23 protein-coding genes and 2 tRNA genes are annotated in these 25,425 nt (G+C 65.1%); 15 read left to right on the top strand and 10 right to left on the bottom strand.

The window, feature by feature from the left end; translation table 11 throughout:
• Positions 1-11: 11 nt before the first annotated feature.
• Positions 12-803, bottom strand: a complete 792-nt coding sequence (locus tag M3A49_RS25395) for an HpcH/HpaI aldolase family protein (protein ID WP_266231527.1) — start codon at positions 801-803, stop codon at positions 12-14.
• A gap of 358 nt (positions 804-1,161) precedes the next feature.
• Between M3A49_RS25395 and M3A49_RS25390 the strand changes: the two genes are divergently transcribed.
• Entirely contained in the window at positions 1,162-1,599 is a 438-nt protein-coding gene (locus tag M3A49_RS25390) for a PRC-barrel domain-containing protein (RefSeq protein WP_266231526.1), read from the top strand.
• A gap of 17 nt (positions 1,600-1,616) precedes the next feature.
• On the opposite strand, the gene M3A49_RS25385 is transcribed toward M3A49_RS25390, so the two are convergent.
• Positions 1,617-2,471, bottom strand: a complete 855-nt coding sequence (locus M3A49_RS25385; protein WP_028206269.1) for an urea carboxylase-associated family protein — start codon at positions 2,469-2,471, stop codon at positions 1,617-1,619.
• A 271-nt stretch (positions 2,472-2,742) separates the two neighbouring features.
• Between M3A49_RS25385 and M3A49_RS25380 the strand changes: the two genes are divergently transcribed.
• The 3 genes from M3A49_RS25380 (at position 2,743) to M3A49_RS25370 (ending at position 5,182) form a co-directional block, all read left to right on the top strand.
• Positions 2,743-3,642 (top strand): LysR family transcriptional regulator, encoded by a 900-nt coding sequence (locus M3A49_RS25380; RefSeq protein WP_266231525.1) that lies wholly within the window; start codon positions 2,743-2,745, stop codon positions 3,640-3,642.
• A 195-nt stretch (positions 3,643-3,837) separates the two neighbouring features.
• Positions 3,838-4,149 carry an antibiotic biosynthesis monooxygenase family protein gene (locus M3A49_RS25375; RefSeq protein WP_254353102.1) on the top strand — a complete coding sequence of 104 codons (312 nt, stop codon included), beginning with the start codon at positions 3,838-3,840 and terminating at the stop codon, positions 4,147-4,149.
• 19 nt (positions 4,150-4,168) lie between these two features.
• On the top strand, positions 4,169-5,182 hold the full coding sequence (locus M3A49_RS25370; RefSeq protein ID WP_266231524.1) for a zinc-binding alcohol dehydrogenase family protein: 1,014 nt from the start codon (positions 4,169-4,171) through the stop codon (positions 5,180-5,182).
• A 13-nt stretch (positions 5,183-5,195) separates the two neighbouring features.
• On the opposite strand, the gene M3A49_RS25365 is transcribed toward M3A49_RS25370, so the two are convergent.
• The 3 genes from M3A49_RS25365 to M3A49_RS25355 all read right to left on the bottom strand — a co-directional run bounded on the left by M3A49_RS25365 (position 5,196) and on the right by M3A49_RS25355 (position 6,645).
• Positions 5,196-5,420 carry an isochorismatase family protein gene (locus M3A49_RS25365; RefSeq protein ID WP_266231523.1) on the bottom strand — a complete coding sequence of 75 codons (225 nt, stop codon included), beginning with the start codon at positions 5,418-5,420 and terminating at the stop codon, positions 5,196-5,198.
• Positions 5,421-5,684: 264 nt separating this feature from the next.
• On the bottom strand, positions 5,685-5,909 hold the full coding sequence (locus tag M3A49_RS25360; RefSeq protein ID WP_266231522.1) for a hypothetical protein: 225 nt from the start codon (positions 5,907-5,909) through the stop codon (positions 5,685-5,687).
• Positions 5,910-6,150: 241 nt separating this feature from the next.
• Complete coding sequence (locus M3A49_RS25355; protein WP_254353105.1) at positions 6,151-6,645, bottom strand: MarR family winged helix-turn-helix transcriptional regulator; 495 nt, start codon at positions 6,643-6,645, stop codon at positions 6,151-6,153.
• 196 nt (positions 6,646-6,841) lie between these two features.
• Here M3A49_RS25355 and M3A49_RS25350 point away from each other — a divergent pair, with 196 nt between their 5' ends.
• Complete coding sequence (locus M3A49_RS25350) at positions 6,842-8,863, top strand: FAD-dependent oxidoreductase (RefSeq protein WP_266231521.1); 2,022 nt, start codon at positions 6,842-6,844, stop codon at positions 8,861-8,863.
• A 36-nt stretch (positions 8,864-8,899) separates the two neighbouring features.
• On the opposite strand, the gene M3A49_RS25345 is transcribed toward M3A49_RS25350, so the two are convergent.
• Entirely contained in the window at positions 8,900-10,201 is a 1,302-nt protein-coding gene (locus M3A49_RS25345; RefSeq protein WP_266231520.1) for an MFS transporter, read from the bottom strand.
• Positions 10,202-10,243: 42 nt separating this feature from the next.
• Positions 10,244-11,719: a mannitol dehydrogenase family protein gene (locus tag M3A49_RS25340; RefSeq protein ID WP_266231519.1), complete on the bottom strand. Its 1,476-nt coding sequence runs from the start codon at positions 11,717-11,719 to the stop codon at positions 10,244-10,246.
• Between the two features lie 136 nt (positions 11,720-11,855).
• Here M3A49_RS25340 and M3A49_RS25335 point away from each other — a divergent pair, with 136 nt between their 5' ends.
• Genes M3A49_RS25335 through M3A49_RS25320 form a run of 4 tightly spaced genes read left to right on the top strand, consistent with a single transcriptional unit; the run spans position 11,856 to position 15,413 of the window.
• Positions 11,856-12,587 (top strand): GntR family transcriptional regulator, encoded by a 732-nt coding sequence (locus tag M3A49_RS25335; protein ID WP_266231518.1) that lies wholly within the window; start codon positions 11,856-11,858, stop codon positions 12,585-12,587.
• Between the two features lie 19 nt (positions 12,588-12,606).
• Positions 12,607-13,815 (top strand): D-mannonate dehydratase ManD, encoded by a 1,209-nt coding sequence (gene manD / locus M3A49_RS25330; protein WP_266231517.1) that lies wholly within the window; start codon positions 12,607-12,609, stop codon positions 13,813-13,815.
• Positions 13,816-13,850: 35 nt separating this feature from the next.
• Positions 13,851-14,879 carry a Zn-dependent oxidoreductase gene (locus tag M3A49_RS25325; RefSeq protein WP_266231516.1) on the top strand — a complete coding sequence of 343 codons (1,029 nt, stop codon included), beginning with the start codon at positions 13,851-13,853 and terminating at the stop codon, positions 14,877-14,879.
• A gap of 36 nt (positions 14,880-14,915) precedes the next feature.
• Entirely contained in the window at positions 14,916-15,413 is a 498-nt protein-coding gene (locus M3A49_RS25320) for a DUF523 domain-containing protein (RefSeq protein ID WP_266231515.1), read from the top strand.
• A gap of 16 nt (positions 15,414-15,429) precedes the next feature.
• On the opposite strand, the gene M3A49_RS25315 is transcribed toward M3A49_RS25320, so the two are convergent.
• The gene (locus M3A49_RS25315; protein WP_323183249.1) at positions 15,430-16,308 is read right to left on the bottom strand and encodes a LysR family transcriptional regulator; all 879 of its coding nucleotides are present in this window, start codon (positions 16,306-16,308) and stop codon (positions 15,430-15,432) included.
• A gap of 121 nt (positions 16,309-16,429) precedes the next feature.
• Between M3A49_RS25315 and bla the strand changes: the two genes are divergently transcribed.
• Together bla and M3A49_RS25305 are read left to right on the top strand one after the other, a co-directional pair.
• Positions 16,430-17,311: a class A beta-lactamase gene (gene bla / locus M3A49_RS25310; protein WP_416339006.1), complete on the top strand. Its 882-nt coding sequence runs from the start codon at positions 16,430-16,432 to the stop codon at positions 17,309-17,311.
• A 144-nt stretch (positions 17,312-17,455) separates the two neighbouring features.
• Positions 17,456-19,189 carry a methyl-accepting chemotaxis protein gene (locus M3A49_RS25305; protein WP_266231513.1) on the top strand — a complete coding sequence of 578 codons (1,734 nt, stop codon included), beginning with the start codon at positions 17,456-17,458 and terminating at the stop codon, positions 19,187-19,189.
• 93 nt (positions 19,190-19,282) lie between these two features.
• Here M3A49_RS25305 and M3A49_RS25300 read toward each other — a convergent pair whose 3' ends face one another.
• A complete protein-coding gene (locus M3A49_RS25300; protein ID WP_266231512.1) occupies positions 19,283-20,704 on the bottom strand; it encodes an aldehyde dehydrogenase family protein in 1,422 nt (473 codons plus the stop codon).
• A gap of 101 nt (positions 20,705-20,805) precedes the next feature.
• On the opposite strand from M3A49_RS25300, the gene M3A49_RS25295 reads away from it, so the two are divergent.
• From M3A49_RS25295 to M3A49_RS25280, 4 genes are all read left to right on the top strand, one after another.
• Complete coding sequence (locus M3A49_RS25295) at positions 20,806-21,759, top strand: LysR family transcriptional regulator (protein WP_266231511.1); 954 nt, start codon at positions 20,806-20,808, stop codon at positions 21,757-21,759.
• A 218-nt stretch (positions 21,760-21,977) separates the two neighbouring features.
• On the top strand, positions 21,978-24,239 hold the full coding sequence (locus M3A49_RS25290; RefSeq protein WP_266231510.1) for a TonB-dependent siderophore receptor: 2,262 nt from the start codon (positions 21,978-21,980) through the stop codon (positions 24,237-24,239).
• Between the two features lie 134 nt (positions 24,240-24,373).
• A tRNA-Leu gene (locus M3A49_RS25285) sits at positions 24,374-24,458 on the top strand.
• A 278-nt stretch (positions 24,459-24,736) separates the two neighbouring features.
• Positions 24,737-24,812 (top strand) — tRNA-Ala (locus M3A49_RS25280).
• Between the two features lie 109 nt (positions 24,813-24,921).
• Here M3A49_RS25280 and M3A49_RS25275 read toward each other — a convergent pair.
• Positions 24,922-25,422, bottom strand: a complete 501-nt coding sequence (locus tag M3A49_RS25275) for an Lrp/AsnC family transcriptional regulator (protein ID WP_266231509.1) — start codon at positions 25,420-25,422, stop codon at positions 24,922-24,924.
• Positions 25,423-25,425 lie beyond the last annotated feature (3 nt).

The following is a 25,425-nucleotide window of genomic DNA, read 5'->3' as shown; positions in this document are numbered from 1 at the left end:
CGCGAGTCACCCTAGCTTTTATCCGCGGGCGCCGTCGCCGCCTCGACGATGCCGCGCGCCGCCTGCTCGATCATCATCACGTCGAACGCGAGCAGCAACATGCGATAGCCGGCGGCGCGCTTCCTCTGCGCCGTTTGCGCGTCAAGCGCCACGCCGCCCAGCGGCGTGCCCGCGCGCAGCACCTTCTCCTCGGCCTTGCGCACGAGCGCCTGCAACTCCGGGTGATCGAACTGGCCCGGCACGCCAAGACTCATCGAAAGATCGAACGAGGCGATCGCCGCCACGTCGATGCCTGGCACCGCGAGAATCTCATCGAGTTGCTCGATGGATTGTGCGTCCTCGATCGTGATGATGTTGAGCAGTTCCGAATCCGCGACACGAATGTAATCGGGCCCGCTCACGCCCCAGCGCGCGGCGGCGAGCGAAGGCGCGAAGCCGCGCGAGCCATTGGGCGGATAGCGCAGCGATTCGCTCGCCTTGCGCGCGAGTTCGGGCGTGGAAATCATCGGGAAGTTGATGCCCATGGCGCCCGTTTCCAGCGCGGTCTTGACGAGCCAGGGCTCGGTCCACGCAATCCGCACGATGGGCGTGACCGGCGTGCCGCGGGTGGCGGTCACCATCGCGTGGAGGCTTTGCATGTCGATCGGGCCGTGCTCCATGTCGAAGATCAGCACGTCCACGCCGCTCGCCGCGAGTACCTGCGCGAGCCCCACGCTCGGCAGCTCGACCATGAATGCCGTCAGGTTCTCGCCGGCCGCGAGTTTGGCCTTGGCGCGATTGTGGCGGGCGGGCAGGGCGGACATGTCGTTCTCCAGGAGCCATATAAAGGCGACGCGCGCGTTCGCTTATATTGCACGGACTCGCGCGAGCGCGTCAGCTTTTTGCGGGTGGCGTGATGTCCGTGCCGAACTCCGTACGTTTTCCATACTAATCGAGGATGCGCGCGTTGCTCGATTTTCTCAGCAGTGATTTGCAGAAGCCTTCCGAAGGCTGGGCGGCGCATTGACGCCAGGGCTTGCCCATCCGCTGCGTGATTGCTCGCGTAAGCAGTTTGAGCGCAGCGCCGCCCCATACCGGCTAACATGACATCCCGCCTGCAGTCTCGCGCTGACGCGCAACGATCTGCGCGGCGAATTAACCGGAATACAGGAGCGAAAGAAAATGCATTTCCGCAAGACGATGTTGGCCGTAGCCGCATTCAGCGCCGTGCTGGCCAGTGCCACCGCGAATGCCCAGATCGCGGGCGCGCAGCCCTTGAGCGTTTCGGTCGAGCAGTCGCAGGCGCTGCTCGAGGGCTGGAGCGTGAAGAAGAGCGTACTCGGCAAGCCCGTTTATAACGACGACAACGCGAAGATCGGCACTGTGCGCGACCTGATCGTGGCGCCGGACGGCTCGGTTTCCGCGGCCATCGTTTCGGCGGGCGGTTTCCTCGGCGTCGGCTCGCACGATGTGGCCGTGCCCATCGCCTCGCTCGACGTGCGCCAGGGCAATCTCTATCTGCCCGGCGCCACCAAGGAAGCACTGAAGGCCACGCCCGCGTTCCAGTACGCGAAGGTCGAATCGCCGCCGAAGCCGAAGAAGGTCGAAAAGCAGCAGTAAGCTAGAGCCGCAGCGATTCAGCAGCCGCACTTCCAGTCCGGCTGCTGCAACGCCATGCCGTGCAGGCCGCGATATTCGGCGACAGGCGGCGAAGACCAGCCTTCCAGCAGCGCGGGCGCGAGCCGGTAGATCTCGATGCCGAGCGGCCGGCAGACTTCCAGCGGGTCGCGTGCATCGGGTCCCCACATCGGCAGCGAAAGATCGCCGCCGGGGCAGGTCGAAAGCGCGCACAACAGGTCGATCTCGGCGAAAAACTCGAGATAATCGCCCTTCTTCGCCGGGCAGGCCTTCATAAAGTACTTGTCCTCCAGATTCAGGCCGGTGCACTGGAACACGTTGAGCACGTCGTGCACGTCGTATTCGGTGAGCCCATACGGCGCGATGGCGCGCGTGAGGTTCGAGTGACAGTGGAAATGAAAGTCCTCGCCGGTCAGCATGCGGTTCACGTAGGGGTCGCAGCGCGTGCCGAGCAGGTCGTGAACGCGCCCGCCATGCTCGTCGACGCCGTAGTCGGCCAGGCTATCGTCGGTGATGGTGACGAGCGGGCGCAGGAAGGGCAGCGTCGACCACAGGCGGTCGAAGGTGCTCACGTGCGCCTGCTGGAGCTGGCGCGTGCGCGAAGCCCACATGCGTTCGCGCGGATCGTGCCGGTTCCACAAGTTGAGGTCGGCCACCTGCGGGCCTTCGATCGTCACGATGCGGAACACGTGTCCCGCGGGCACGCTCCAGGCTTGCCCCGAGCGTATCGGCACGACGATCGATTCGATTAGCTCGCGCTGGTCCTGCTCTTCGGCGATGCGGCGGTAAAAGGGCTTGTTCACGTCGAGCGCGGAGCCCTTGGTCGACTGGTAGGCGGCGGGATAATTCAGCATTGCCTCGTACTCCTGTATGAACGACGTGTGCCCGCATTCGCGATGCCGATGGCGCACGGCACCGCCTTCGCGGGATGTCTGCTGGGGAGTATAGGAATCGCGCGACGGTAAGCCAAAGTTTGTTCAACAACCGGAAGGCTGGAGATTCGCGGGCTTCTTTTGCCTGTTCGGGCCTGCCCGCGCACGCGGTGCCTTCGTGTACAGTTCGCTTGTTCCATGCCCGCGGCGCCGGCTTCCGAGGCGCGCGCAGCCCAACGAGACGCGACGGTACATGATCAGACTGGAAGACCTCGTCATCTTTATCAATGCAGCGGACAACGGGAGCCTCTCCGCCGCCGCGCGCCAGCTCGATCTCACGCCCGCGGTGGCGAGCGCGGGACTCAAGCGCCTCGAATCCGAACTCGGCACGCGCCTGCTCGCACGCTCCACGCGCAGCCTGCGCCTCACGCCGGACGGCGAGCGCTACCTCGAATACGCGCGCGGCGTCATGGAGCAGGTGGAGGCCGGCCAGAACGCCGTGGCGCATGGGCGCAAGATGATCGGCGGCACGGTGTCGCTGTCGATTCCCTCCGACCTCGGGCGCAACGTGCTCGCGCCCTGGCTCGACGACTTTCAGGCGCAGCATCCCGCGGTGTCGTTCCAGGTGCACATTGGCGACCACGTGACCGACATGTTCCGATCGCCGGTTGCCGTAGCGGTCCGCTACGGCGTGCCCGAAGATTCCTCGCTCGTGGCGCTGCCGCTCGCGCCTGACAACCGCCGCGTGCTGTGCGCCGCGCCCGCCTATTTCGGGCGTCACGGCAAACCCGCGACGCCTGCCGATCTCTCGCGCCACAACTGCCTGCGCTTCGCGCTGAGCGACACGCTGCACGACCGCTGGACCTTCTACCGCGGCGACGAAGCGAGCGTCGTGAACGTGCACGGCAACCGCAGCAGCGATGACGGCGAACTCGTGCGCCGCTGGGCCGTGGCGGGGCATGGCATTGCGTACAAGTCGCGTCTGGACGTGCTCGCCGATATCCAGGCGGGCCGCCTCGAAACCGCGCTCGACGCGTTTCAGGGCGAAGGCGCGCCGCTGCATCTCGTCTGCGCGCACCGCACGATGCTCTCGCCGACCGTCAACGCGCTGCGCGATTTGCTGCGCGATCGCATTGCCGCGTTTCTTGCCTGAGGTGTAATCGCGCAGTGAGTCCGCTCGCTGGTCCGATATCAGGGCCGGCCTGCATTCGTCTTTCTCAAGCCCCCGCCGCTCGATCGCCCTCTCGATCTTCAAAGCAGCTTTGAAGCTGAATTCGCCGTTTGCCGCTATGCGCGCCGAGCGCACTGGCCGATTATTCATACCAACACGAACGGCACGGAGGCTTGCATGATCGTCGCGATAGGCCGCTTTTATCTGCGGGCCGACAAGATTTCGCATTTCGAGGCGGCCTGGCTGCGCGTATGCCCGCTGCTCACGAACAAGCCGGGTTATCGCGGGCACCGCCTCGGTCCGCAGTGCGAAGACGAAGGCTGCTACGTGCTGGAAGTGGAATGGGACTCCCTCGACGCACAGAGCGCGTTCATGATGCACGGCGATTTCCAGGCCTTCCTGCACACGCTGTGGCCGTACTTCTCGGCCGACCCCGACCTCTATCACTTCGAGCCGCTTGTTCAACCAAGCCGGGTTCCCGCAATTTGACTGTCTGGAGGTATTCACGATGAAAGCGATTGGTTACTACCGCAATCTCCCCATCAGCGACCCCGAATCGCTGATCGATCTCGAACTCCCCGACCCGCAGCCGGGCCCGCGCGATCTGCTCGCTGAAGTGCACGCGGTGTCGGTCAACCCGGTCGACGTGAAGGTGCGCGCGCGCACGGCGCCCGAGAACGGCGAGCCGAAAGTGATCGGCTGGGACGCGAGCGGCGTGGTGCGCGCCGTGGGCCGGGACGTGACGCTTTTCAAGCCGGGCGACCGGGTGTGGTATGCGGGCTCGCTGCTGCGCCCGGGCACCAACAGCGAACTCCACGTGGTGGACGAGCGCATCGTGGGCCGCATGCCGCAAAGCCTGAACTTCGCCGAGGCGGCCGCGTTGCCGCTCACCTCCATTACGGCGTGGGAGTTGCTGTTCGACCGCCTCGGCGTGCCCGAGGGCACGGTGCCGTCCGGCGACTCGCTGCTCGTGATCGGCGCGGCCGGCGGCGTGGGCTCGATTCTCGTGCAGTTGGCGCGCAGGCTCACGGGCCTCACGGTGATCGGCACGGCTTCGCGGCCCGAAACGTCGAAGTGGGTGAGCGAACTGGGCGCGCATCACGTCATCGATCATACGAAGCCGCTTTCGCAGGAGCTCAAGCGTATCGGCATGGAAGGCGTGGACTATATCGCGAGCCTGAATCAGACCGACCGTCACTTCGACGAGATCGTCGCCTCGATCAACCCGCAGGGGCATCTCGCGCTGATCGACGACCCGGAGCTGGTCGACTTCCGCAAGCTCAAGACGAAGAGCGTGGCCCTGCATTGGGAGTTCATGTTTACGCGTTCGATGTTCGGGACGAAAGACCAGATTCGCCAGCACGATCTGCTCGAGCGCATGGCTTCGCTGATCGACGAAGGCGTGTTGCGCACGACGCTCAACGAGAGCTTTGGGACCATCAATGCGGCGAACTTGCGCCGGGCGCACGAGCTCGTGGAAACCAACCGCTCGCGCGGCAAGCTCGTGCTCGAAGGTTTTTAAATAGCGCCGTGCGTCACTCGAATGTCGTGAGCGGACTGCCCGGCTCGATGGGCGAGCCTGGCGGGCCGACGTGGCGCGCGGCGAAGACCGGCGCGCGAGCCTTGCGCGCCTCGGCAATTAGCTGCTTGATATTGGCGAGCACGCGCTGACCCTCAAACGGCGAATTGGGGCCGTTGAACAAGCCTTCCTGCATATCGATGATGAGAAGGGCGCGGCGTTCGCGAGCGAGGCTGGGCATGGTGGTTCTCCGGTAGTTGCGCCCGCAACGCACGGAGAAACGACAAGGCCCCGTCCATTGCTGGCGGGGGCCGTGTGATCGATACGAAATCTAACGTGCGCGCACCGAACTCACGACCCGCCGGAAGCGGTCGTGGTAGTCGTCGTGGTGAGGATGTGCGCGTTCATGAGGACGATCATGCAGAAGGCGGCCAGAGGCGTCAACGATGTTGTGCTCGTTGCCCGGACAGCTCGACGGCAAACCATGCCGTCGAGCGTGAGCGCGTCAGCGCGCAGTGTCGGGGCGCTTCCAGTGCGCGTTGGCGTGCTTGTCCGTAATGCGGACCTTGGCCAGCAGCGGCTTATAGCCTCGCAGGACGATCTCGCTGATCGCAAGAAGCTCGGAGCGAAAGATGTTCTCGGCGAATTTGCTACCGTCCTCGAACTCCAGGGCGTAACCATCGATTGGCCCCCATTGGCCTCTCGGTAACGGTTCGATATACACGTCCATCATTAGTCTCCATTGAATAACAAGCGAATAAGAAGCGTCATTGGTTTCAGTCTATCGCAGTGAAAGACGCCTTCCCCGCAGTTTTTGGTGCCGCAATTTCCTTGCTGTTCAATGGCTTACGTGATGTCTTTCACGATAAGAGAAGGTGTCCTTCCATGTGCAATTGCTCGCCCCCATCCGGAAATGCGGAATTTGCACACACCGGGCGCGCGTTGCACGATATGAAAGCGCGAGCGTGCATTTACTCCTGCTCGCGTTGCGCCGGTTCGCCTAGATCGATCTCATCCATGCCCTTGTTCAGCTGATTCAGGAAGTGCACGAGCGAAACCTTGTCGTCGAAGCGAAAGCTCGCGAGCGCCTGGCGATAGAACTCGTAGATCTTCGGCTGCAGGCTCTCCCAGAACACCTTGCCCTGGTCCGTGAGGACGACTTTTTTCGCGCGCCGGTCCACGGTGTCGGCCACGCGCAGCACATGCTCGTCGCGCTCCAGGCGCTTGAGCACGCCGTCGAGACTCTGGCGGCTAACCACGAGATAGTCGGCCAGTTCGGAAAACGACATGCCCTCTGCCACCTGCGGGCGCGACAGTGCGCCGAGCACCGACCACTGCACGGTCGTGATGCCGAGCGCCTTGGTCGTCTGCCGGTCGAGCGTGTTGCCCGCCTGGAACAGCCGGAAGAACAAGCGGTTGTGAATCGACGAGACGGATTGATCGTACGAAGGGTCGTTCTGGGTCATGGGCACCTTTCGGTCGCCGCGCGAGTGCGGCGGGCAATGAGACAAATACCTGATACGAAAATAGTGAAGGGAAGTGGGCGCGCCGTCCATCTGGGCAATACCCCTCCTTGTGCCCTCAATATATATCATGATGTTGACGTAATTAGGGGGTTCGCCTAGAGTGGAAACGACGCGCGAGAATATCAAGAGACATCCCATGGCGACCTACGACCGGCTTTTGACCCCGCTTCGCGTTGGCGCGACGCTGCTCCCCAACCGCATGGTGATGGGCGCGATGCACACGCGGCTCGAAACGCTCGACCGTCCGCATGAGCGCCTCGCCGCGTTCTACGCGGCGCGCGCGGCCGGCGAGATCGGCCTGATTCTGAGTGGCGGGTTCTCGCCGAACGCGGAAGGCGTGATGGAGGCGGGCGGCCCGCTCTTCAATCGCGCGGAGCAGGTCGACGAGCATCGCGCCGTGACGCGCGCGGTTCACGAGGCGGGCGGCAAGATCGTGCTGCAGATCCTGCACGCGGGCCGCTATGCGAAGGTGCCGGAATGCGTGGGGCCCACGGCCGCCAAGGCGAGAATCAATGCGTACGCGCCGCGCGCCCTCAGCACGGAGGAAGTGCGCGCCACCATCGACGATTTCGCCCGCACGGCGGCGCTGGCGGTCAAGGCCGGCTACGACGGCGTGGAGATCATGGGCTCGGAAGGCTATCTCATCAACGAGTTCACGGCCGCCGTCACCAACGCGCGCGACGACGAATTCGGCGGCAGCTTCGCAGGCCGCATCCGCTTTGCGCTCGACATCGTGCGTGCCGTGCGCGCCGAAATGGGCCGCGAGCCCATGCTGATCTACCGCATCTCTTCCATCGACCTCGTGGAAGGCGGAATGAACGGCGCCGAGATCGCGGCGTTCGCGAAGGAGGTGGAAGCGGCTGGCGCGGACCTCATCAACACGGGCGTGGGCTGGCACGAATCGGCGGTGCCGACCATCGCGGCGTGCGTGCCGCGCGCGGCCTGGCGCGACGCGATTCGCCACGTCAAAGAGGCGGTGTCGATTCCGGTGATGGCGTCGAACCGCTTCAACACGCCCGAGGTCGCCGAGGAACTGATCGCCTCGGGTGTGGCCGATCTCGTTTCGATGGCTCGCCCGCTGCTCGCCGACCCGGACTTCGCGAAGAAGACGCGGCTTGGCATGGCCGACGAAATCAACACATGCATCGGCTGCAATCAGGCTTGCCTCGACCGCATCTTCACGGAACGCACTGCGACATGCCTCGTCAATCCGCGCGCCGGGCGCGAGATCGAATTCGCGGCGGGCAAGGCCTTGCAGCCCAAACGTATCGCGGTGGTGGGCGGCGGCCCGGCCGGCATGGCGTTCGCGATCAACGCCGCCGAACGTGGCCATACGCTCACGCTGTTCGAAGCGCATGCGCAACTGGGCGGCCAGCTGAATCTGGCGAAGGTCGTGCCCGGCAAAGCCGAGTTTCACGAGATGCTGCGCTATTTCGAGGTGCGGCTAAAGCGGCTTGGCGTGACGTTGCGGCTCGGGCGAGCGGCAACGGCCGATGAACTGGCCAGCGAGGCGTTCGACGAGATCGTCATCGCCACCGGCGTCACGCCGCGCGTGCCCGATATCGTGGGTGTCGACCATCCGAAGGCGGTGTCATACATCGACGTGCTTGCGGGCAAGGTCGACATGGGCGCGCGCGTGGCGATCGTCGGCGCGGGCGGCATCGGCTTCGACGTGGCCGAGTATCTGCTGGGCGATGCGCAGGAATCGCTGGACCGTGGCGCGTTTTTCCGAGCGTGGGGCGTCGATGCCGCGAATGTGGATGCGGGCGGCTTAACGCGTAGCGACGCTCATGGCGCGCCGCGCCGTAGCGTGCACATGTTTCAACGCAAGGAGGAACCGCTCGGCAAGGGCCTCGGCAAATCGACGGGCTGGATCTTGAAGGCCCGCTTGCGCAAGGCGCGCGTCATGATGACGTCGGGCGTGACCTACGATGCGATCGACGACGAAGGCTTGCACTATCGCGTCGATGGCAAGCCGCATGTGCTCGCCGTCGATCATGTCGTGCTGTGCGCGGGGCAGAATTCGAACCGTACGCTTTACGATGAACTCGTTGCGCGCGCAGCGAAACCGAAGGTGATAGGCGGTGCCGACGTCGCCGCCGAACTCGATGCGTTGCGCGCTATCGATCAGGCCACGCGGCTCGCGATGTCGATGTGACGTCGCCGTCGGCGCACGCGCCGGCTCACACGCTGGTTACGAATACGCCTTGTCCGTGAGCGGCGCGCTCTTGCGGGCGTCGCGAATGAAAATTGCCGAGAGCGCCGCGCCAGTGACCGCAACCACACCGGCCAGCGCGAACGCCGTGGCGAACGACCCGCTGCGCTCCACCAGAAAGCCTGTCACTGCCGGCCCGATCACGCCCGAAAGGCTGCCCACGCAGTGCATGCAGCCGCTCACGCTGCCCACCCTGGCGGGATGCACGACGTCCTGCACGATCGCCCAGTAGAGCGCGCCCGTCACATAGAGCAGGAAGAGCGCAATGGACATCAGCGCGATGGCCGCGACAGCCGTATGCACCAGGCCGGCAACGCCCACGCACACGCCCGTCGCCGCGAGGCAAGTGGAAAGGACAATCTTGCGTGAGAGCATGAGCTTGCCGGTCCAGCGGAAGATCGCGTCGGAGATCGCGCCGCCCGCCGCGAGGCCAACGGTGCCCACGAGCCAGGGCACGACGGTGGCGAGACTCATTTCGCGGATGTTGAGGTGATGCGCCTGCACGAGGTAGCTGGGGAACCAGCTCAGAAAGAAGAACAACACGTAGTTGTAGGCGAAGAACGCCACGGCCGTCGCGATCACGAGCGGCTGGCGCAGCCATGCCGAGAGCGGCAAAGAAGCAGCGCTGTCGGGCACCGCGTGGGTCGTGTGCGCGACGCTCGGTCCCCGCCGCGCGGGCTCGGCTTCGTCGAGCGTGCTGACAAAGCGGCTTTCCGAAGGACGGTTGGCGGTGAGCAGCATCCACGCGACGCACCATATGAGGCCGATCGCGCAGATGATCCAGAACGCAGGGCGCCAGCCGAAGCTGATCGCGAGCAGCCCGATCACCGGGCCGGCAATCGCGCCGCCGAGGGGCGAGCCGGCGCTCAGGAGTCCCATGGAAGTCGCGGCGATGTCGCGCGGCATCCAGTTGTTGACCATCTTGTTCGCGCCTGCGCAGAGCGGCCCTTCGGCCATGCCGAACAGCACGCGCAGCACGAGCAGGCTCGCGAAGCCCACGGCCACGGCCGTGAGCCCGCAGAAGATCGACCACAGCCCGACCGCGAGGACATACACGATCTTCGGCCCGAGCTTGTCGCTCGCGAGGCCGCCCACGAAATTAAACAGCGCATAGCCGACGAAGAAGCTGCTGAACACGATGCCCATCTGCGCCGCATCGATGCCGAGGTCCTTTTGAACGAGCGGTGCGGTGATCGAGAGCGCCACCCGGTCGAGGTAGTTGATGCCGTAGACGAGGAATAACAGGAATACGGTTATCCATCCCATCGTGCGTTGCTTCATGTTCTGTCTCCAGTCTTTATCTAGTTGGGCGCGCGTGCGGCTTCAGGCCGGCGCGGGGCAGGCCAGCAGCGCAGTCGTGCCGTGCCGGCGCAGCGATTGCAGATGCGCGGCGAGACGCTCGGAGAACGCCTGCGGCCAGGGCGTTGCGCCGAAGACGCTCGTGTGCGAGATTGCGGCTTGCGCGGCGTCGAGCGCCGTGCTCGCGCCGCGCAGCTTCGCGGCGAGCGCGGGGGCGCCAGGATCGCTCACCACGAGCGACATGCCCGCGTCGCTGCGTTCGGTCGCGAGGTAGTGCAGCCAGGCGGCGAGCGCGCGTTCGAGATGAGGACGCTCGATACCGCGCGCCAGGCTCTCGCGCAGCGCGGGTAGCCAGCGCACCGGTATTTTCTGCGTGCCGTCCGTCGCGATCTGGCTGGTACGGTGCGCGAGCGTCGGGTTGGCAAAGCGCGCCAGCAGATCCTGGCAGTACGAATGAATGTCGAAGCCGGGCGGGACCGTCACGGTGGCGAGCAGGTCCTCGGTCATCAGCGCGCGCACGAAGGCGGCCAAGGCAGGATCGACCATCGCGTCGGAAACGGTTTCGCGCCCGCGCAACTGGCCCACGTACGCAATCGCCGAATGCGAGCCGTTCAGGAGGCGCAGTTTCATGGCCTCGTACGGATGCACATCGCGTGTGAGCAGCGCGCCCGCCTCTTCCCACGCGGGGCGCGGGCCGCTGAAGCGGTCTTCGATGACCCACTGGGTGAACGGCTCGCATACGATCGCGGCTTCGTCGCGCAGGCCGAGTTGCGCGGCAGCGGCGTCGAGCGACGCCGGCGTGGCGGCCGGCACGATGCGATCGACCATCGTGTTGGGAAACGCGATCGTCTCGCCGATGCGGCGCGCGAGGGCCGGGTCGAACTGCTCCGCATACTGGATCAGCAGCCTGCGCAGCGTGTCGCCGTTGGCCTGCATGTTGTCGCAACAGACCACGGTGAGCGGCGCGCCGGCCGGGCGGCTGCGGATGCCCGCGGCGAGCACGCCAAGCGTGGTGCGCGGCGCATCGGGTGTCATGAGGTCGTGGCAGGTGCCCGGGTCGCCGGCGTCCAGTTCGGCGCCGGCGGGCGCGATGCTGTAACCCTTCTCGGTCACGGTCAGGCTCACGATGGCCACGCCGGGGTCCGCAATCGTGCCGAGCACCCGGTCCATCGCCTCGGGCGCGTAAAGCGCGCCGCGCAGCGCGCCGACCACGCGACTCGCCGCCGTCTCGCCGCTGCGCTCGGTGACCGAATAGAGGTGGTCCTGGGCGGCCAGCGCCTGAGGCACGCGCCGCTCGCGCAGGCTCACGCCGACGATGCCCCAACGCGTGTCGCCGCGCTCGAGCAGCGTTTCCGTATAGAGCGCCTGGTGCGCGCGATGAAACGCACCCAGCCCGAGATGGACGATGCCGGGCCGCACGCGCTGGCGGTCGTACCCCGGTTGGCGCACGGCTGTCGCGGCGTTAGTTAGTGAGCGCTCACACAGGAGAGGTGCTGTCATTGCGTTGTACCATGGTACGTATGCGAATGACCGAAGCTTAGTCCGATGTTTTATCTCGTTTTATCGGGGTTAACGCTATGCAATGACCGTAAAGCGTATTTGCTACCATGGTACAAACAGTCACCCGTTACCCGCCATGAGCCAGACCGTCATCGAACCGCAAGAGGACACCGTCCTCGCCGCACTGAGCGGATTCGTCGCCAACCCCGACGCTTCTTATCGCCCGCAGGTGCACGCCTTTCTGCGCGACACCATCGTGCGCGGCGCGCTGCCGCCGCACGCCAGCCTTTCCGAAGCCGCGATTGCCGAAGCGCTGCAGGTGAGCCGCACGCCGGTGCGCGAAGCGCTCGCGCAACTCGCCGACGAACATCTCGTGAACATCTACCGCAAGGTCGGCACGATCGTCGCGCCGATCTCCATTTCGCAGCTCGAAGAGGGACGCTTCGCGCGCAGCACGCTCGAATGCGCGAACCACGTGCAGCTGGCTCAGACCATCACGCTCGACCAGCTCACGGAGTTCGGCCGGATCGTCGACGACCAGCGCGACGCCGTCGCGCGCGGCGACGTGGACCGCTTTTTCGATCTCGACGAGCTGATGCACCGGCGCCTGTTCGAATTCGCGGGCCGCTCGCATGTGTGGGAAATGCTGCAGCCAATGAAGCGCCAGTTCGACCGCGTGCGCTGGCTGCTGCTCGACCGTGTGGCGGACCATGCGCAGCGCGCGCTGCGCGAGCACGAGTTGATCCTCGCGCATATGGCCTCGCGCAACTTCGCGCAACTGGGCGCGACGGTGGCGAGCCATATCGACCGCGTGGGCTCGCATTTGCCGGAAGTGCAGGCGCGCGTGCCCGACTATTTCGTCGAATGAAAGAGAGTGGAGACAGCAATTGAAGATTGAACGGCTGCAGACGATCGTCACCTGCCCTGGCCGCAATTTCGTGACCGTGAAGATCGTGACCGACGAAGGCGTGTACGGTCTCGGCGACGCTACGCTCAACGGCCGCGAACTGGCCGTGCGCGCGTACCTCGAAGATCACGTGTTTCCGTGCCTCGTGGGCCGCGACCCACGCAATATCGAGGACATCTGGCAATACCTCTATCGCGGCGCGTACTGGCGGCGCGGCCCGGTCACGATGACGGCGATCGCCGCGATCGACATGGCACTCTGGGATATCAAGGGCAAGCTCGCGAACATGCCCGTGTATCAACTGCTGGGCGGCAAGAGCCGCGAAGGGCTGATGGTCTACGGCCACGCAAACGGGCGCGACCACGAAGAGGCCATCGACGCGGTGCGTCAGCATGTGGAGGAGGGCTACCAGGCGATTCGCGTGCAGTCGGGCGTGCCCGGTCTCGACAAGGTGTATGGCGTGGGCAAGGTCAAGGGCGAGTACGAGCCCGCCCAGAAGGGGCTGCCGCCCGAGGAGCCGTGGGACACGGCGCTCTATCTGCGCCATACGCCCGAACTCTTTCGCAAGGTGCGCGAGGCCGTGGGCTTCGGCCCGCATTTGCTGCACGACGCGCACCACCGCCTTACGCCGATCGAGGCCGCGCGCCTCGGCCGCGACCTGGAGCCGTATCGCCTCTTCTGGCTGGAGGACGCGACATCGGCCGAGAACCAGGAGAGTTTCCGCCTGATCCGCAGTCACACCAGCACGCCGCTCGCGGTGGGCGAGGTGTTCAACTCGATCTGGGACTGCAAGGACCTGATACGCGAACAGCTCATCGACTATATCCGCGCGACCATCGTGCACGCGGGCGGCATTACGCATATGCGCCGCATTGCCGATTACGCGGCCATGTACCAGGTGCGCACGGGCTTTCATGGCGCCACCGATCTTTCGCCGGTCTGCATGGCCGCCGCCGTGAACTTCGGCCTGTGGGCGCCGAACTTCGGCATTCAGGAACTGATGCCGCACAACGCGCTCACGAATGCCGTGTTCCCGCATCAGTACCGCTTCGAGAACGGCTTCCTCTTGATGGACGACGCACCGGGGCTTGGCGTGGACATCGACGAGACGCTGGCTGCGAAATGTCCCTATGAACGCGCCTATCTGCCGGTCGCCCGTCTGCGCGACGGATCGATGTGGAACTGGTAGGCATACCTGATCAAATATCCATGGAAGCGTCTACTATGTTGAGCGTCGTAGTCGATCGACCGAACAGCCTCGCCGTGCGCGAGATGCCCACGCCCACACCCGCAGCGGGAGAAGTGCGTGTACGGGTGCGTTATGCGGGCATCTGCGGCTCGGACCTGCACATCTATCGCGGGCACAATCCGTTCGTGTCGTATCCACGAATCATCGGCCACGAGTTCGTAGGCCGCATCGAGTCCGTGGGCGAGGGTGGCGATGCTGCGCGCGTGGGCGAACTCGTGGCCGTCGATCCCGTCATCAGCTGTGGGCGTTGCCACGCATGCCAGATCGGGCGGCAGAACGTGTGCCGTAATCTCGTCGTGCTGGGCGTGCATCGCGACGGCGGTTTCAGCGAGTATGTGTGCGCGCCCGCGCGCAACGCGTACCGCATTCCCGAGCGCATTGCGCAATCGTGCGCGGCGATCGTGGAGCCGTTTGCCGTGGCGGCGAACGTCACGGCGCGCACCGGCGTGCTGGACAGCGACGTTGCGCTGATTTACGGCGCGGGCACCGTAGGGCTCACGATCCTGCAGGTGCTCAAGCGCGTGTACGGCGTGCGTGCATTCATTACGGATCAGCTCGACGAGCGGCTCGAACTCGCACGCAGTTGCGGGGCGCAAGCCGACGAAACGATCAACACACGCAACGAGCCGCTTGCCGACGCGCTGCGCGCGCGCGACGTGGAAGACGGCCCAACGCTGATTTTCGATGCGGTGGGCCATCCGTCGATCCTCGAAGAAGCGGTGCGGCTCGCGGCTCCCGCGGGGCGTATCGGGCTGCTCGGCTTTTCGTCGACGCCTTCGGCCATCGCGCAGCAGGAGCTGACGAAAAAGGAGCTCACGTTGTGCGCCTCGCGCCTGAACTGCGCGATGTTCCCGACCGTGATCGACTGGCTCGAGCGCGGGCTCGTCACGCCGGAATCGATCATCACGCATAAGGTGGATTTTCGCGAGGTGAGCAGCGCGTTTGAGCTGGCGGAGCACAATCCTCGCGAAACCTGCAAAGTGTTGCTCGACTTCGGCGCGTAAAATACGGGGCATTCGTGCAACAGACTCTCATCGCGCATGCTCCCCCGAATACTCGTTAGCGCTTGCCTGCTTGGCCGCCCGGTTCGATACGACGGCTCGGCGAAAACCGTTGCGCATGCACTGATCGAGCAGTGGCAGCGCGAGGGGCGGCTCGTGCCCGTTTGCCCGGAGGTCACAGGCGGGTTCGGCGTGCCGAGGCTGCCTGCGGAAATCGCAAACGCCGCTTCGGGCGCCGCTGTGCTGGCAGGGATCGCACACGTGATCGACGCGCGTGGCGAGGACGTCTCCGCGCATTTCGTCGAAGGCGCCCGCGTCGCGCTAGAACTGGCGCTCGCGCACGACTGCCGCTACGCGTTGCTGACCGATGGCAGCCCCTCGTGCGGCAGCCGGGCCATTTACGATGGCAGCTTCGCGGGCCGCAAGCACGCGGGCGCAGGGGTGACGACTGCGTTGCTGCGCCAGCACGGCATCGAGGTTTTTGCCGAAACAGAAATCGAAGCGCTTCACGCGCGCCTCACGCAGGCAAGCGCGTAACACTACGACCGCGCAATCACGCATCCTCGCCGCTGCCGGATTCTTTCACGATCCATTGTTTGAACGCGCGCATGGCGGGCGTCGCCGTTTTCCCCTTTTGCGACGTGAGCCAGTAGCTGCCGGCCTGCACCTCGATATCGAAGGGCCGCACGAGCCTGCCCGCCGCGAGATCGCGCTCGAACATCGAAACCGGGGCGAGCGCGATGCCCGCACCCTGCATCGCCGCTTCCACCATGAGGCGCGACGAATCGAACACGGGCCCGCGCACGGGGCGCGGCGCGAGCCCGGCGGCTTCGAACCAGAGCGTCCAGTCGTCGGCGCGATACGAGCGCAGCAGTTTTTCGTTGGCGAGATCGGCGGGGCGCTGCAGACGGTGTGCGATATCGGGCGTGCAGAGCGCGGCGAGCGGCGCGTCGAACAGCTTCGCGGCGCGCGAACCGGGCCAGGTGCCGTCGCCGAACCGAATGGCGAAGTCGAGGCCTTCGCCCGCGAGATCGACGAGATTGTTGTTCGTCATGATGCGCAGCTCGACGAACGGATGCGCGTCGTGAAACGACTTCAGGCGCGGCATCAACCAGCCCACCGCGAAGGTCCCCACGGCCCCCACGGTCAGTACCTCGTGAAAGTGGCCGCCTTCGAACTGCCGCAACACGGCTTCGATGCGGTCGAACGCATCCGTGAGCACGGGGCGCAGCGCGAGACCTTCGTCGGTGATCGCAAGGCCGCGCGGCAGACGCTTGAAGAGGGTCGCGCCAAGCCGTTCCTCGAGCGTGCGGACTTGCTGGCTCACGGCCGCCTGGGTGACGTTCAACTCGCTCGCCGCGCGTGTGAAGCTCAGGTGCCGCGCCGACGTTTCGAAGGCGCGCAAGGCATTAAGGGGCAGATACGTGCGCATGATCGGTCTATAAGTTTTTCTGGGGCAGCGCGCAATTTATCATCGTTTGTCACCTCGTGGAGAACACGCGATAGTGGCGGCTCTTCAAGGAGAGGCCATGATCACGCGACGTAGATTCACGATGACGGTGTTGGGCGGTGCGATAGCTGGCATTGCATCTCAGGCATTCGGCGCGACGGTGGGAACGGCGCCGGAAGCGGACGCGACGCCCGCTGGCGCAGCGGACAAGCAGTTCGCCGCCATCGAGGCGCAGGCAGGCGGGCGTCTTGGCGTGGCGATGCTCGATACGGCGAGCGGAGACGCGCGCGGGTGGCGCATGCACGAGCGCTTTCCGATGTGCAGCACGTTCAAGGTGTTGCTCGTATCGGCCGTGTTGACGCGCAAGGATCACGGCAAGGAAGACCTCGCGCGCAAGGTCGTGTATTCGCCTGCGCAAGTCGTGTCGTATTCGCCGGTGAGCGGACCGCGCGCGGGCGGCGAGGGCATGACGGTCGCCGAACTGTGCGAAGCCGCGCTCACGCGCAGCGACAACACGGCGGCCAACCTGCTGCTGGAGAGCATTGGCGGCCCTTCGGCGATCACCGCTTTCGCGCGCAGCATTGGCGACCCGGTAACGCGCCTCGACCGCAACGAGACCACGCTCAACGAAGCGATCCCAGGCGATCCGCGCGATACAACCACGCCCGCCGCCATGGTCGCGAACCTGCGCGAATTGCTGCTGGGCGAGCGTCTTTCCGCGGCATCTCGCGAGCAACTCATTGCATGGCTCGTCGCCAACAAGACTGGCGACGCGCGTTTGCGCGCGGGCTTGCCGAAGGACTGGCGCGTGGGCGACAAGACCGGCACCGGCGACCGGGGCACGGCGAACGATGTGGCCATTGTCTGGCCCACCGGGCGCGCGCCCATTCTCGTCACGACGTATCTGACGGGCGCGACGCACGCGAGTTCGGCGCAGCGCGATGCGGCGATCGCGCGAGTCGGAGTATGGGTGGCGGGTCTCTGACTTGATACGGGCTCCTTATCGTATGAAAAGAGACCGATCGTTCGCTCGGCGCGCGTTCCTTACGCGTTGTTATATTTGCAACATTGACTTAATTTTTTGGCGTCGATGTCGTCAATACGGGTGACCTCTCACTACGGCGTCCCCATGTCATTCCTTACCAGAATCAAGATCGGCCCGCGTCTCGGCGCGGGCTTTGCCATTGTGTTGCTCCTGCTCGGCGCGGTGGGCGGGATCGCGCTGCTTCAGGCGTCGCGCATATTCGACGGCACGCAGGAAATCGCGACGGACTGGCTGCCGAGCGTCGAGACGCTCGGCAACATGCGCAACCAGGCGCAGGACGTGCGTCGCACGTCGCTGCGGATGCTGATCGCCAGCGACGCCAGCGAGAAGGCCACGCTGCACGACCAGCACGCCCAGATGATCAGCCAGTTCGGCACGCTGCTCGACAGTTATTCGAAGTTGCTCTCCTCGGCCGAAGAGCGCCGCTTGTTCGATTCGATCGGCGCCGCATGGACGCAATATCTGGACGACGACAAGAAGATCGAGGCCCTGGTCATGTCCGCCGATGGCGGATCGCCGGACGCCCGCGCTGCGGTTTCGAGCGCATCGGCGAAATCGTTCGTGGCGGTCATGGATCTCATCAACCAGGACGTGACCCTCAATCACAATGGCTCGACCGCCGAAGTCGCCACGGCGAAGGCGGCGTACCACAGCGCAGTCACCTGGACCATCGCGCTGATCGTGATTGCCATTGGCTTCGGCGCGACGATTGCGCTCTTCATTACGCGTTCGATCACGGGCCCGATCGCGCGGGCCGTGGACGTGGCCGAAACGGTGGCGCGCGGCGATCTGACCGCACGCATCGACGTGGACGGCACCGACGAGGCGGCCCAGTTGCTCGGCGCGCTTCGCCACATGAACGAGCGGCTCGTCGACCTGGTGGGCCGCGTGCGCACGGGCAGTGAAGGCATTGCCACGGCCTCTGCGCAGATCGCGGCGGGCAACACCGACCTGAGCCAGCGCACCGAAGAGCAGGCCGCTTCGCTCGAAGAAACGGCGGCGAGCATGGAAGAGCTGACGGCGACCGTCAAACAGAACGCCGACAACGCTACCCAGGGCAACACGCTGGCGGGCCAGGCTTCGCAAACGGCCACGCGCGGTGGCGAAGTGGTGGGCCGCGTGGTCAATACGATGCGCGACATCGCGAACAGCTCCGAGCAGGTCGCGCAGATCATCTCGGTGATCGAGGGCATTGCATTCCAGACCAACATCCTGGCGCTCAACGCAGCCGTGGAAGCAGCGCGTGCAGGCGAACAGGGCCGCGGCTTCGCGGTGGTGGCCGGCGAAGTGCGCACACTCGCGCAGCGCAGCGCGACGGCGGCGCGCGAAATCAAGGAACTCATCGGCGTATCGGTCGAGCGCGTGAACAACGGCACGGCGCTCGTGGACGACGCGGGCCGCACGATGGGTGAGATCGTGCAATCGGTCAAGCGCGTTGCCGACCTGATGAACGAGATTTCGGCGGCCTCGGGCGAGCAGCGCACCGGCATCGAGCAGGTCAACCAGGCCGTCACGCAGATGGACGAGGTCACGCAGCAGAACGCGGCGCTCGTCGAGGAAGCGTCGGCGGCGGCGCAGTCGATGTCCTCGCAGGCAGCGGCGTTGCGCGAGCTGGTATCGGCGTTCAATATCGGTTCTGGGGGCGGTGCGGCAACGACGAGCATCGCGCCGATTGCGAAGGTCGTCGCGGGCGCAACGGTCAAGCGTCCCGCAACTTCGAGGCCCGCGCCCGTGCGTGCCGCCGCCGCGCCCGCTCCGAAGGCGGAACGCCGTGAACCGGCAACGGCTACGTCCGATGACGACTGGCAGACCTTCTGATGGTCTTCTGATGTAGCGCGCTAAAGCGCAGTTCAAACGCACCGGTCAGCAGCACAACCGGGGCGTTTGTATTTTGATGCGCTTAGCGACGCATCAAAGCACGCCGAGCGTGGACTTCGGTTCCAGGAACGCTTCGATTCCGAACGCGCCGTATTCGCGCCCGATCCCCGATTGCTTGAAGCCGCCGAACGGCGCAGCCGGCTCATGTGCGAGCGTGTTGACGAGCACGCGGCCTGCTTCGATCTGCGTGGCCACGCCTCGCGCGCGCGCGATATCGGGTGAGAGCACGTAGGCTTGCAGGCCGTAGGGCGTGTCGTTGGCGATCTCGATGGCGTGTTCGGTGTCGCGATACGCGATGATCGAAAGCACCGGCCCGAAAATCTCCTCGCGCGCGATGGTCATATCGTTCGTCACGCCGCTGAACACGGTGGGGCGCACGAACCATCCCGACTCGATACCCTCGGGCCGCCCCGCGCCGCCCGCAATCAGGCGTGCGCCTTCGTCGATGCCGATGCCGATATAGCGCTGCACGCGCTCCCATTGCTTCTGGCTCACCATCGGGCCGACGCTCGTGTGCGTGTCGCGCGGATTGCCCGCCTGAATCTGCGCCACGGCTTGCCCGACGCGCGCTTCGAATTCGACGAGCCGCGACTGCGGCACCAGAATGCGCGTGCCTGCAATGCACGCCTGCCCGCTGTTCATGAAGCCTGCCTGCAGCGCGAGCGGCACGGCTTCGTCGAAATTCGCGTCGTCTAGCACGATGACCGGCGACTTGCCGCCCAGTTCGAGCGTCACGCGCTTGAGCGTTTCCGCGGCCGTGCGCAGGATCGTCTTGCCCACTGCGGTCGAGCCCGTGAACGAGATCTTGGCGACGTCGGGGTGTTCGGCGATGCGTGCGCCCACGACGTCGCCGCGGCCCGTGACGATGTTGAAGAGGCCCGCAGGCAAGCCCGCCGAATGCAGCGCCTCGGTCACGATGCGCGTCTGGATCGCGCTCATCTCGCTCGGCTTGATGACGGCCGTGCAACCCGCTGCGAGCGCGGCCGCGAGCTTGCCGCAGATGAAGCCCGCGTCGCTGTTCCAGGGCGTGATTAGCCCCGCCACGCCGAGCGGCTGCATGGTGACCTCGGCCGTGCCTGCGCGCCGCGTGAACGCGTAGCCTTCCAGCGTCTTCGCGGCGTCGCGCAGCACGTTGGAGGCGTGCTGCGCCATCCAGCGGCCGCGCGAGACCGGCGCGCCGTACTCGTGCACGATCGCTTCGAAGAGTGCGTCCTCGCTCGCGACGACCGCCTCGTGCAGCGCCATGAGCATCTCGATGCGCTGCGCTTTCGTGGTGCGCGAAAACGCCGGGAACGCGCGCTTCGCAGTGGCGATGGCCGCGTCCGCGTCCGCCGCGTCGGCGAGGCGGACGCGGCCGACCACGGCCTCGGTCGCGGGGTTGAAGAGGTCGAAGGACTCCTCGCCGTGCGGCATGACGAACGCGCCGTCGATATAGATCTTGTCGATGATCTGCATGGTTGCTCCAGAAAGCGTGAGTCGAAGAGGGCAAGATAGACGCCTGGCATTGCGTTGGCTAGCCGTACAATGCTGCATGACCTGTTGAGCGATTTGGGACAATGAAAACATCGGGCCTGGTGGAACTCGAAGCCGTGCTGGCCGTGGCGCGTCATCGCAGCTTTCGTGCGGCAGCGGATGAACTGAGCGTGTCGACCTCGGCGCTCAGCCACGCGGTGGCGGCGCTCGAAGCGCGCATCGGCGTGCGGCTCTTCAACCGCACCACGCGCAGCGTGGCGTTGACGGAGGCCGGCGCGCAGTTCGTGGGCAGCGTCGCGCCGGCGTTGTCCACCATCCGCGAGGCGCTAGACCAGGCGGGGAGCTTTCGCGACACGCCCTCCGGCACGTTGCGCATCAACGCTTCGGTGGGCGCGGCGAAACAGGTCATGCCCGTTTTTATCGCTTATCTGCAGCGCTATCCCGAGATGAAGCTCGATCTCGTCACGGAAGGGCGGCTCATCGACATCGTGGTCGAAGGCTACGACGCCGGCATTCGTCTGGCCGAAACGGTGCCGCAGGACATGATCGCCGTGCCTTTCGGCGACCGTCAGCGCTTCGCCGTGGTTGGCAGTCCAGACTACTTTACGAAGCATAAGCCGCCGCGCACGCCCGCCGACCTCAAGTCGCACCGCTGCATACGCAGCCGCATGCCGAGCGGGCAAATCTACCAGTGGGAGTTCGAGCGGCGCGGGCAGGCCGTGCGCGTGGACGTGGAGGGCGCGTTGACGCTCGACGACCCCGGTCTCATGCTCGCGGCCGCGCGCGACGGACTCGGCCTTGCGTATTTGACCGAATGGAACGTGAACGCGGACCTGGCGGCGGGCACGCTCGTGCGCGTGCTGGAGGACTGGACGCCGCCGCTCGACGGGCTCTGCCTCTATTACCCCGGGCGGCGGCACGCGCCGGCGGGATTGCGCGCGCTGATCGAGACGATCCGCGGGCACGCGGACGCCGTGCGCGAGCGCGCGCCCGCGCCCGCGAAAAAGAGCCGGCGCGGGGCTGCCGCCAAAGGCTGATCGTGGCGTGCGGGTTCATCGCCGGTTCCGATCGCCGTGACCCAGGCCATGACGCGCTTACGCGAGCCATACATCGCTGTTGCCTTTCCCCGACAGTCAGTGGGTCCATCTTTTGAAATAAGAATAATTCGCATTATCATCTCGCTCTTTCGCTGATCGGGGCTGGATGGCAGCGCGGCCCGGACAGCGCTCGTTGAACGCAAAGAAGAAGGGAAAGCATGGTTTCGGGGAAGCGCGCGTCGCGCACGCGCATGTCGCAAACGCGCATGTCGCAAACGCGCATATCGCATACGCGCATGTCGCAAACGCGCATGTCGCATACGCGCACGCAACAATGGCGCAGGATCTACGCACACGCGATCATCAACTCCGCGCTGGCAGCGGGCATTGCCGGCATCGCACACGCGGCGCACGCAGTCGACGCCGACGCGGCGAGCGCAGTCGCAAACCCAACCGCACCGGCCGACGAAGCCACCCAGCTCGCGCCCGTCAAGATAACGGGCAGCAAGACCAAGGGCTACGCGCCGCAAACCGTCGAGACGGGTCAATACCGTGGCATGGATGCGCTCGACGTGCCGGCCACGGTGAACGTCGTCACGCGCTCGGTCATGGACGCCCAGGGCGACACCGGCCTTTACGACGCGCTGCGCAACGTCGCGGGCGTGACGCGCCAGCAGGTCAACGGACTCGCGTACGACAACCTCTCGGTGCGCGGCATCCCGCTCGACAATCGCTCGAGCTTCTATCTCGACGGCCTGCTTCCCATCGACAACAACATCTGGATGCCGATGGAGAACAAGGAGCGCGTGGAAGTGCTCAAGGGGGCGTCCGCGCTGTACTACGGCTTCGGCGCGCCGGCGGGCATCGTCAACATGGTGATGAAGCGCGCGGGCAGCGCGCCCGTCACGAGCATTACGGTGCTCGGCGACTCGAACGGATCGATCGGCGCCGCCGCCGACATAGCACGCCGCTTCGGCCCGAGCGCCCAGTTCGGCATCCGCGTGAACGCGATGGACGAGCACGTCGAAACGCCGATCGAAGGCGATCGCGGCTACCGCAAGTTCGTGAGCGCCGCGCTCGACTGGCGCGTCAATGACAAGCTCAAGCTGCAATACGATTTCGAGCACATCGAAACGCGCATTGTCGAGCAGGCCGGCATCGCGCCGCTGGCCGCCGTGAACGGCAAGATCACGCTGCCTGCCATGCCGGACCCCTCGAAGCTGCTCGTGCCGAACGACAGGCCGACAACGGCGAGCGCCACGTCGCAGCTCGTGCGCGCCGACTATGCGTTCAACGACCAATGGAGCGCGATGCTCTCGCTCGGCCAGTCGATCACGCGGCGCGACCGCTGGGCCTGGGTGTTCCAGAAGTACAACGTCGCAACCGGCGCGGGCACGCTGCAAGGCAGCCAGCAATACGGGCAGATGTACGAGAACAAGAACGTGCGCCTCGAAGTGAACGGCGACTTCAAGACCGGACCGTTCACGCATACGGTCACGACGGGTGTCGTGCAGAACTGGCTGTTTCAGCCGGACTTCACGACGTACACCTATACGGCGGCGCAAAACCTCTACGATCCGATCGACATCACGACGCTCAAGCAAAGCGGCAGCGCGCGGCAGTTCTACGCGCAGCACGTGCGCAACAGCGGCGTTTATTTGTTCGACCAGATCGACATCACGCCGCGCCTGCAGGTCGTGGCCGGCGTGCGCCGCTCGGAGTACATGACCTCGCAGGCCGGTACGCCGAACTCCGATATCAACCACACGTCGCCCTCGGGCAGTATCACCTACCGCATCACGCCGCAGACGAGCGTCTACGCGAGCTACGTTGAAGCGCTCGAATCGGCGGGCAGCGCGCCGGCTACGGCCGTCAACGCGAACCAGATCCTGCCCGCGGCAGTGAGCCGGCAGCAGGAAGTGGGCGTGCGCACGCGCCTCGCCGGCAATGCGCTCGTATCGCTTGCGCTCTTCAACCTCAAACAGGCCAGCGCCGAAACGAATGCCGACAACGTCTATGTGATGGACGGCAACGCGCGCTATCGCGGCGTGGAGTTTTCGGTGCAGGGCGATGTGACGAAGGACGTTTCGCTCACTGCATCGGCGGTTTATCTCGACGCGAAGCAGATCGATTCTTCCGACCCGACGCTCGTCGGCAAGACGCCGGAGAATACGCCCCACGTCACGGCGAGCCTGTTTGCCGAATATCGCGTGCCGGTGCTCGCGGGTCTTTCGGTGAATGGCGGCATCTATTACGTGGGGCCGCGCCAGGTGAACAACGCGAACCAGGCGCAGATTGGCGGCTATACGCTGTTGACCGCAGGCGTGCGTTACGCAGCGCGCGTGTACGGCAAACGCGTTTCGGTGCAGGCGAATCTGGAGAACGCGGCCAACCGGCGCTACTGGAGTGCGGCGGGGTCGAATCAACTAGGCGTAGGACTCGGACGTACGCTGGAATTGACCTCAACGCTGGAGTTTTAAGTGTTGGCGCGGGGCCTTAAAAAATCTTCGCGCAGGGCCTTCAAAAATGCGCGGCGAGTCGATACAATGGCGACCCTTCGAGCCCACGAGGCGAGAATGGACGGGATCTAACGAGTCCCGGGTTGTATTGGATTGCCGACGTGGTGAAATTGGTAGACACGCTATCTTGAGGGGGTAGTGGCGAAAGCTGTGCGAGTTCGAGTCTCGCCGTCGGCACCAAAATTGAATCGAGTCTCGTGCGCAGGAACTGCGCGGTGATACTGGAATGAACTGCATACGCGCGCTTCTGCTGCAAATGGCGCAAGAGAGCCGGCTCATAAGCCGGCTTTTTGTTTTTGCGGGAAATCGTAAGGACTCCAGTATAGTTGCTGACGAGCACGCGAGACTGCTTGCGAGGTTGCGTGCGCGACGTATATAATCGCCGCTCTTCGAGCAGGTCCTTTAGCTGACATTGCTCGATTCTGCGTCATCCCACTGGCGCGGAAGCCGTTCTGCATGGGGGTATAGCTCAGCTGGGAGAGCGCTTGCATGGCATGCAAGAGGTCAGCGGTTCGATCCCGCTTACCTCCACCAACAGAACGCGTGGCCTTCGGGCACGTTGCTTCATCATCCTGATTCATTTCCCCGCGCCGCATCGAAATTCACGCATCCAATTCAATGGATCGCATTCGCGCGCGCATCGTCACAGCGGCAACGCGTGCGTCGACAGAATCTCCTTGAGCACCATGAAGCTGCGGACCTGCCGCACGCCCGGCAAGTACAACAACTGCTCTGCATGCAGCTGGTTGAAGCTTTCGTTGTCGCGCGTGCGCACCAGCATGAAGTAATCGAATTCGCCGGTGACGACGTGGCATTCCACGCAGCCTGAAACCTTCTGTGCCGCTTTTTCGAAAGCGGCGAACGCCTCGGGCGTCGAGCGGTCGAGCACGAAGCCGATCACGACCAGCATGCCTGCGCCGAGCGCCTTCGGATCGAGCAACGCGACGATCCGGCGTATCAGCCCCGACTCCTTGAGCCGTTCGACACGCCGCAGGCACGCGGGCGCGCTGAGCTTCACTTTGGCCGCGAGGCTGACGTTGGAAATCGATGCGTCCTGCTGCAAATGCCTGAGGATCGCGCGATCGATGCGATCCAATGCGAGCGGCTCATTCGGCGTAGCGGGAGAGCGTCTGGTTAATTTCATTGC

Source organism: Paraburkholderia sp. CNPSo 3076 (assembly GCF_026343935.1).
Taxonomy (GTDB): Bacteria; Pseudomonadota; Gammaproteobacteria; order Burkholderiales; family Burkholderiaceae; genus Paraburkholderia; species Paraburkholderia nodosa.
This window is presented reverse-complemented; position numbering and strand designations above follow the sequence as displayed.

Excerpts from the sequence above, each read along its gene's own strand:
- M3A49_RS25320 (WP_266231515.1), top strand. The coding sequence starts at position 14,916 with ATGCTCCCCCGAATACTCGTTAGCGCTTGCCTGCTTGGCCGCCCGGTT.
- M3A49_RS25315 (WP_323183249.1), bottom strand. The coding sequence starts at position 16,308 with ATGCGCACGTATCTGCCCCTTAATGCCTTGCGCGCCTTCGAAACGTCG.
- M3A49_RS25345 (WP_266231520.1), bottom strand. The coding sequence starts at position 10,201 with ATGAAGCAACGCACGATGGGATGGATAACCGTATTCCTGTTATTCCTC.
- M3A49_RS25290 (WP_266231510.1), top strand. The coding sequence starts at position 21,978 with ATGGTTTCGGGGAAGCGCGCGTCGCGCACGCGCATGTCGCAAACGCGC.
- M3A49_RS25395 (WP_266231527.1), bottom strand. The coding sequence starts at position 803 with ATGTCCGCCCTGCCCGCCCGCCACAATCGCGCCAAGGCCAAACTCGCG.
- M3A49_RS25380 (WP_266231525.1), top strand. The coding sequence starts at position 2,743 with ATGATCAGACTGGAAGACCTCGTCATCTTTATCAATGCAGCGGACAAC.
- M3A49_RS25375 (WP_254353102.1), top strand. The coding sequence starts at position 3,838 with ATGATCGTCGCGATAGGCCGCTTTTATCTGCGGGCCGACAAGATTTCG.
- M3A49_RS25390 (WP_266231526.1), top strand. The coding sequence starts at position 1,162 with ATGCATTTCCGCAAGACGATGTTGGCCGTAGCCGCATTCAGCGCCGTG.
- M3A49_RS25275 (WP_266231509.1), bottom strand. The coding sequence starts at position 25,422 with ATGAAATTAACCAGACGCTCTCCCGCTACGCCGAATGAGCCGCTCGCA.
- M3A49_RS25335 (WP_266231518.1), top strand. The coding sequence starts at position 11,856 with ATGAGCCAGACCGTCATCGAACCGCAAGAGGACACCGTCCTCGCCGCA.
- M3A49_RS25300 (WP_266231512.1), bottom strand. The coding sequence starts at position 20,704 with ATGCAGATCATCGACAAGATCTATATCGACGGCGCGTTCGTCATGCCG.
- M3A49_RS25340 (WP_266231519.1), bottom strand. The coding sequence starts at position 11,719 with ATGACAGCACCTCTCCTGTGTGAGCGCTCACTAACTAACGCCGCGACA.
- M3A49_RS25305 (WP_266231513.1), top strand. The coding sequence starts at position 17,456 with ATGTCATTCCTTACCAGAATCAAGATCGGCCCGCGTCTCGGCGCGGGC.
- bla (WP_416339006.1), top strand. The coding sequence starts at position 16,430 with ATGACGGTGTTGGGCGGTGCGATAGCTGGCATTGCATCTCAGGCATTC.
- M3A49_RS25325 (WP_266231516.1), top strand. The coding sequence starts at position 13,851 with ATGTTGAGCGTCGTAGTCGATCGACCGAACAGCCTCGCCGTGCGCGAG.
- M3A49_RS25385 (WP_028206269.1), bottom strand. The coding sequence starts at position 2,471 with ATGCTGAATTATCCCGCCGCCTACCAGTCGACCAAGGGCTCCGCGCTC.
- M3A49_RS25360 (WP_266231522.1), bottom strand. The coding sequence starts at position 5,909 with ATGGACGTGTATATCGAACCGTTACCGAGAGGCCAATGGGGGCCAATC.
- M3A49_RS25295 (WP_266231511.1), top strand. The coding sequence starts at position 20,806 with ATGAAAACATCGGGCCTGGTGGAACTCGAAGCCGTGCTGGCCGTGGCG.
- M3A49_RS25350 (WP_266231521.1), top strand. The coding sequence starts at position 6,842 with ATGGCGACCTACGACCGGCTTTTGACCCCGCTTCGCGTTGGCGCGACG.
- M3A49_RS25370 (WP_266231524.1), top strand. The coding sequence starts at position 4,169 with ATGAAAGCGATTGGTTACTACCGCAATCTCCCCATCAGCGACCCCGAA.
- M3A49_RS25365 (WP_266231523.1), bottom strand. The coding sequence starts at position 5,420 with ATGCCCAGCCTCGCTCGCGAACGCCGCGCCCTTCTCATCATCGATATG.
- M3A49_RS25355 (WP_254353105.1), bottom strand. The coding sequence starts at position 6,645 with ATGACCCAGAACGACCCTTCGTACGATCAATCCGTCTCGTCGATTCAC.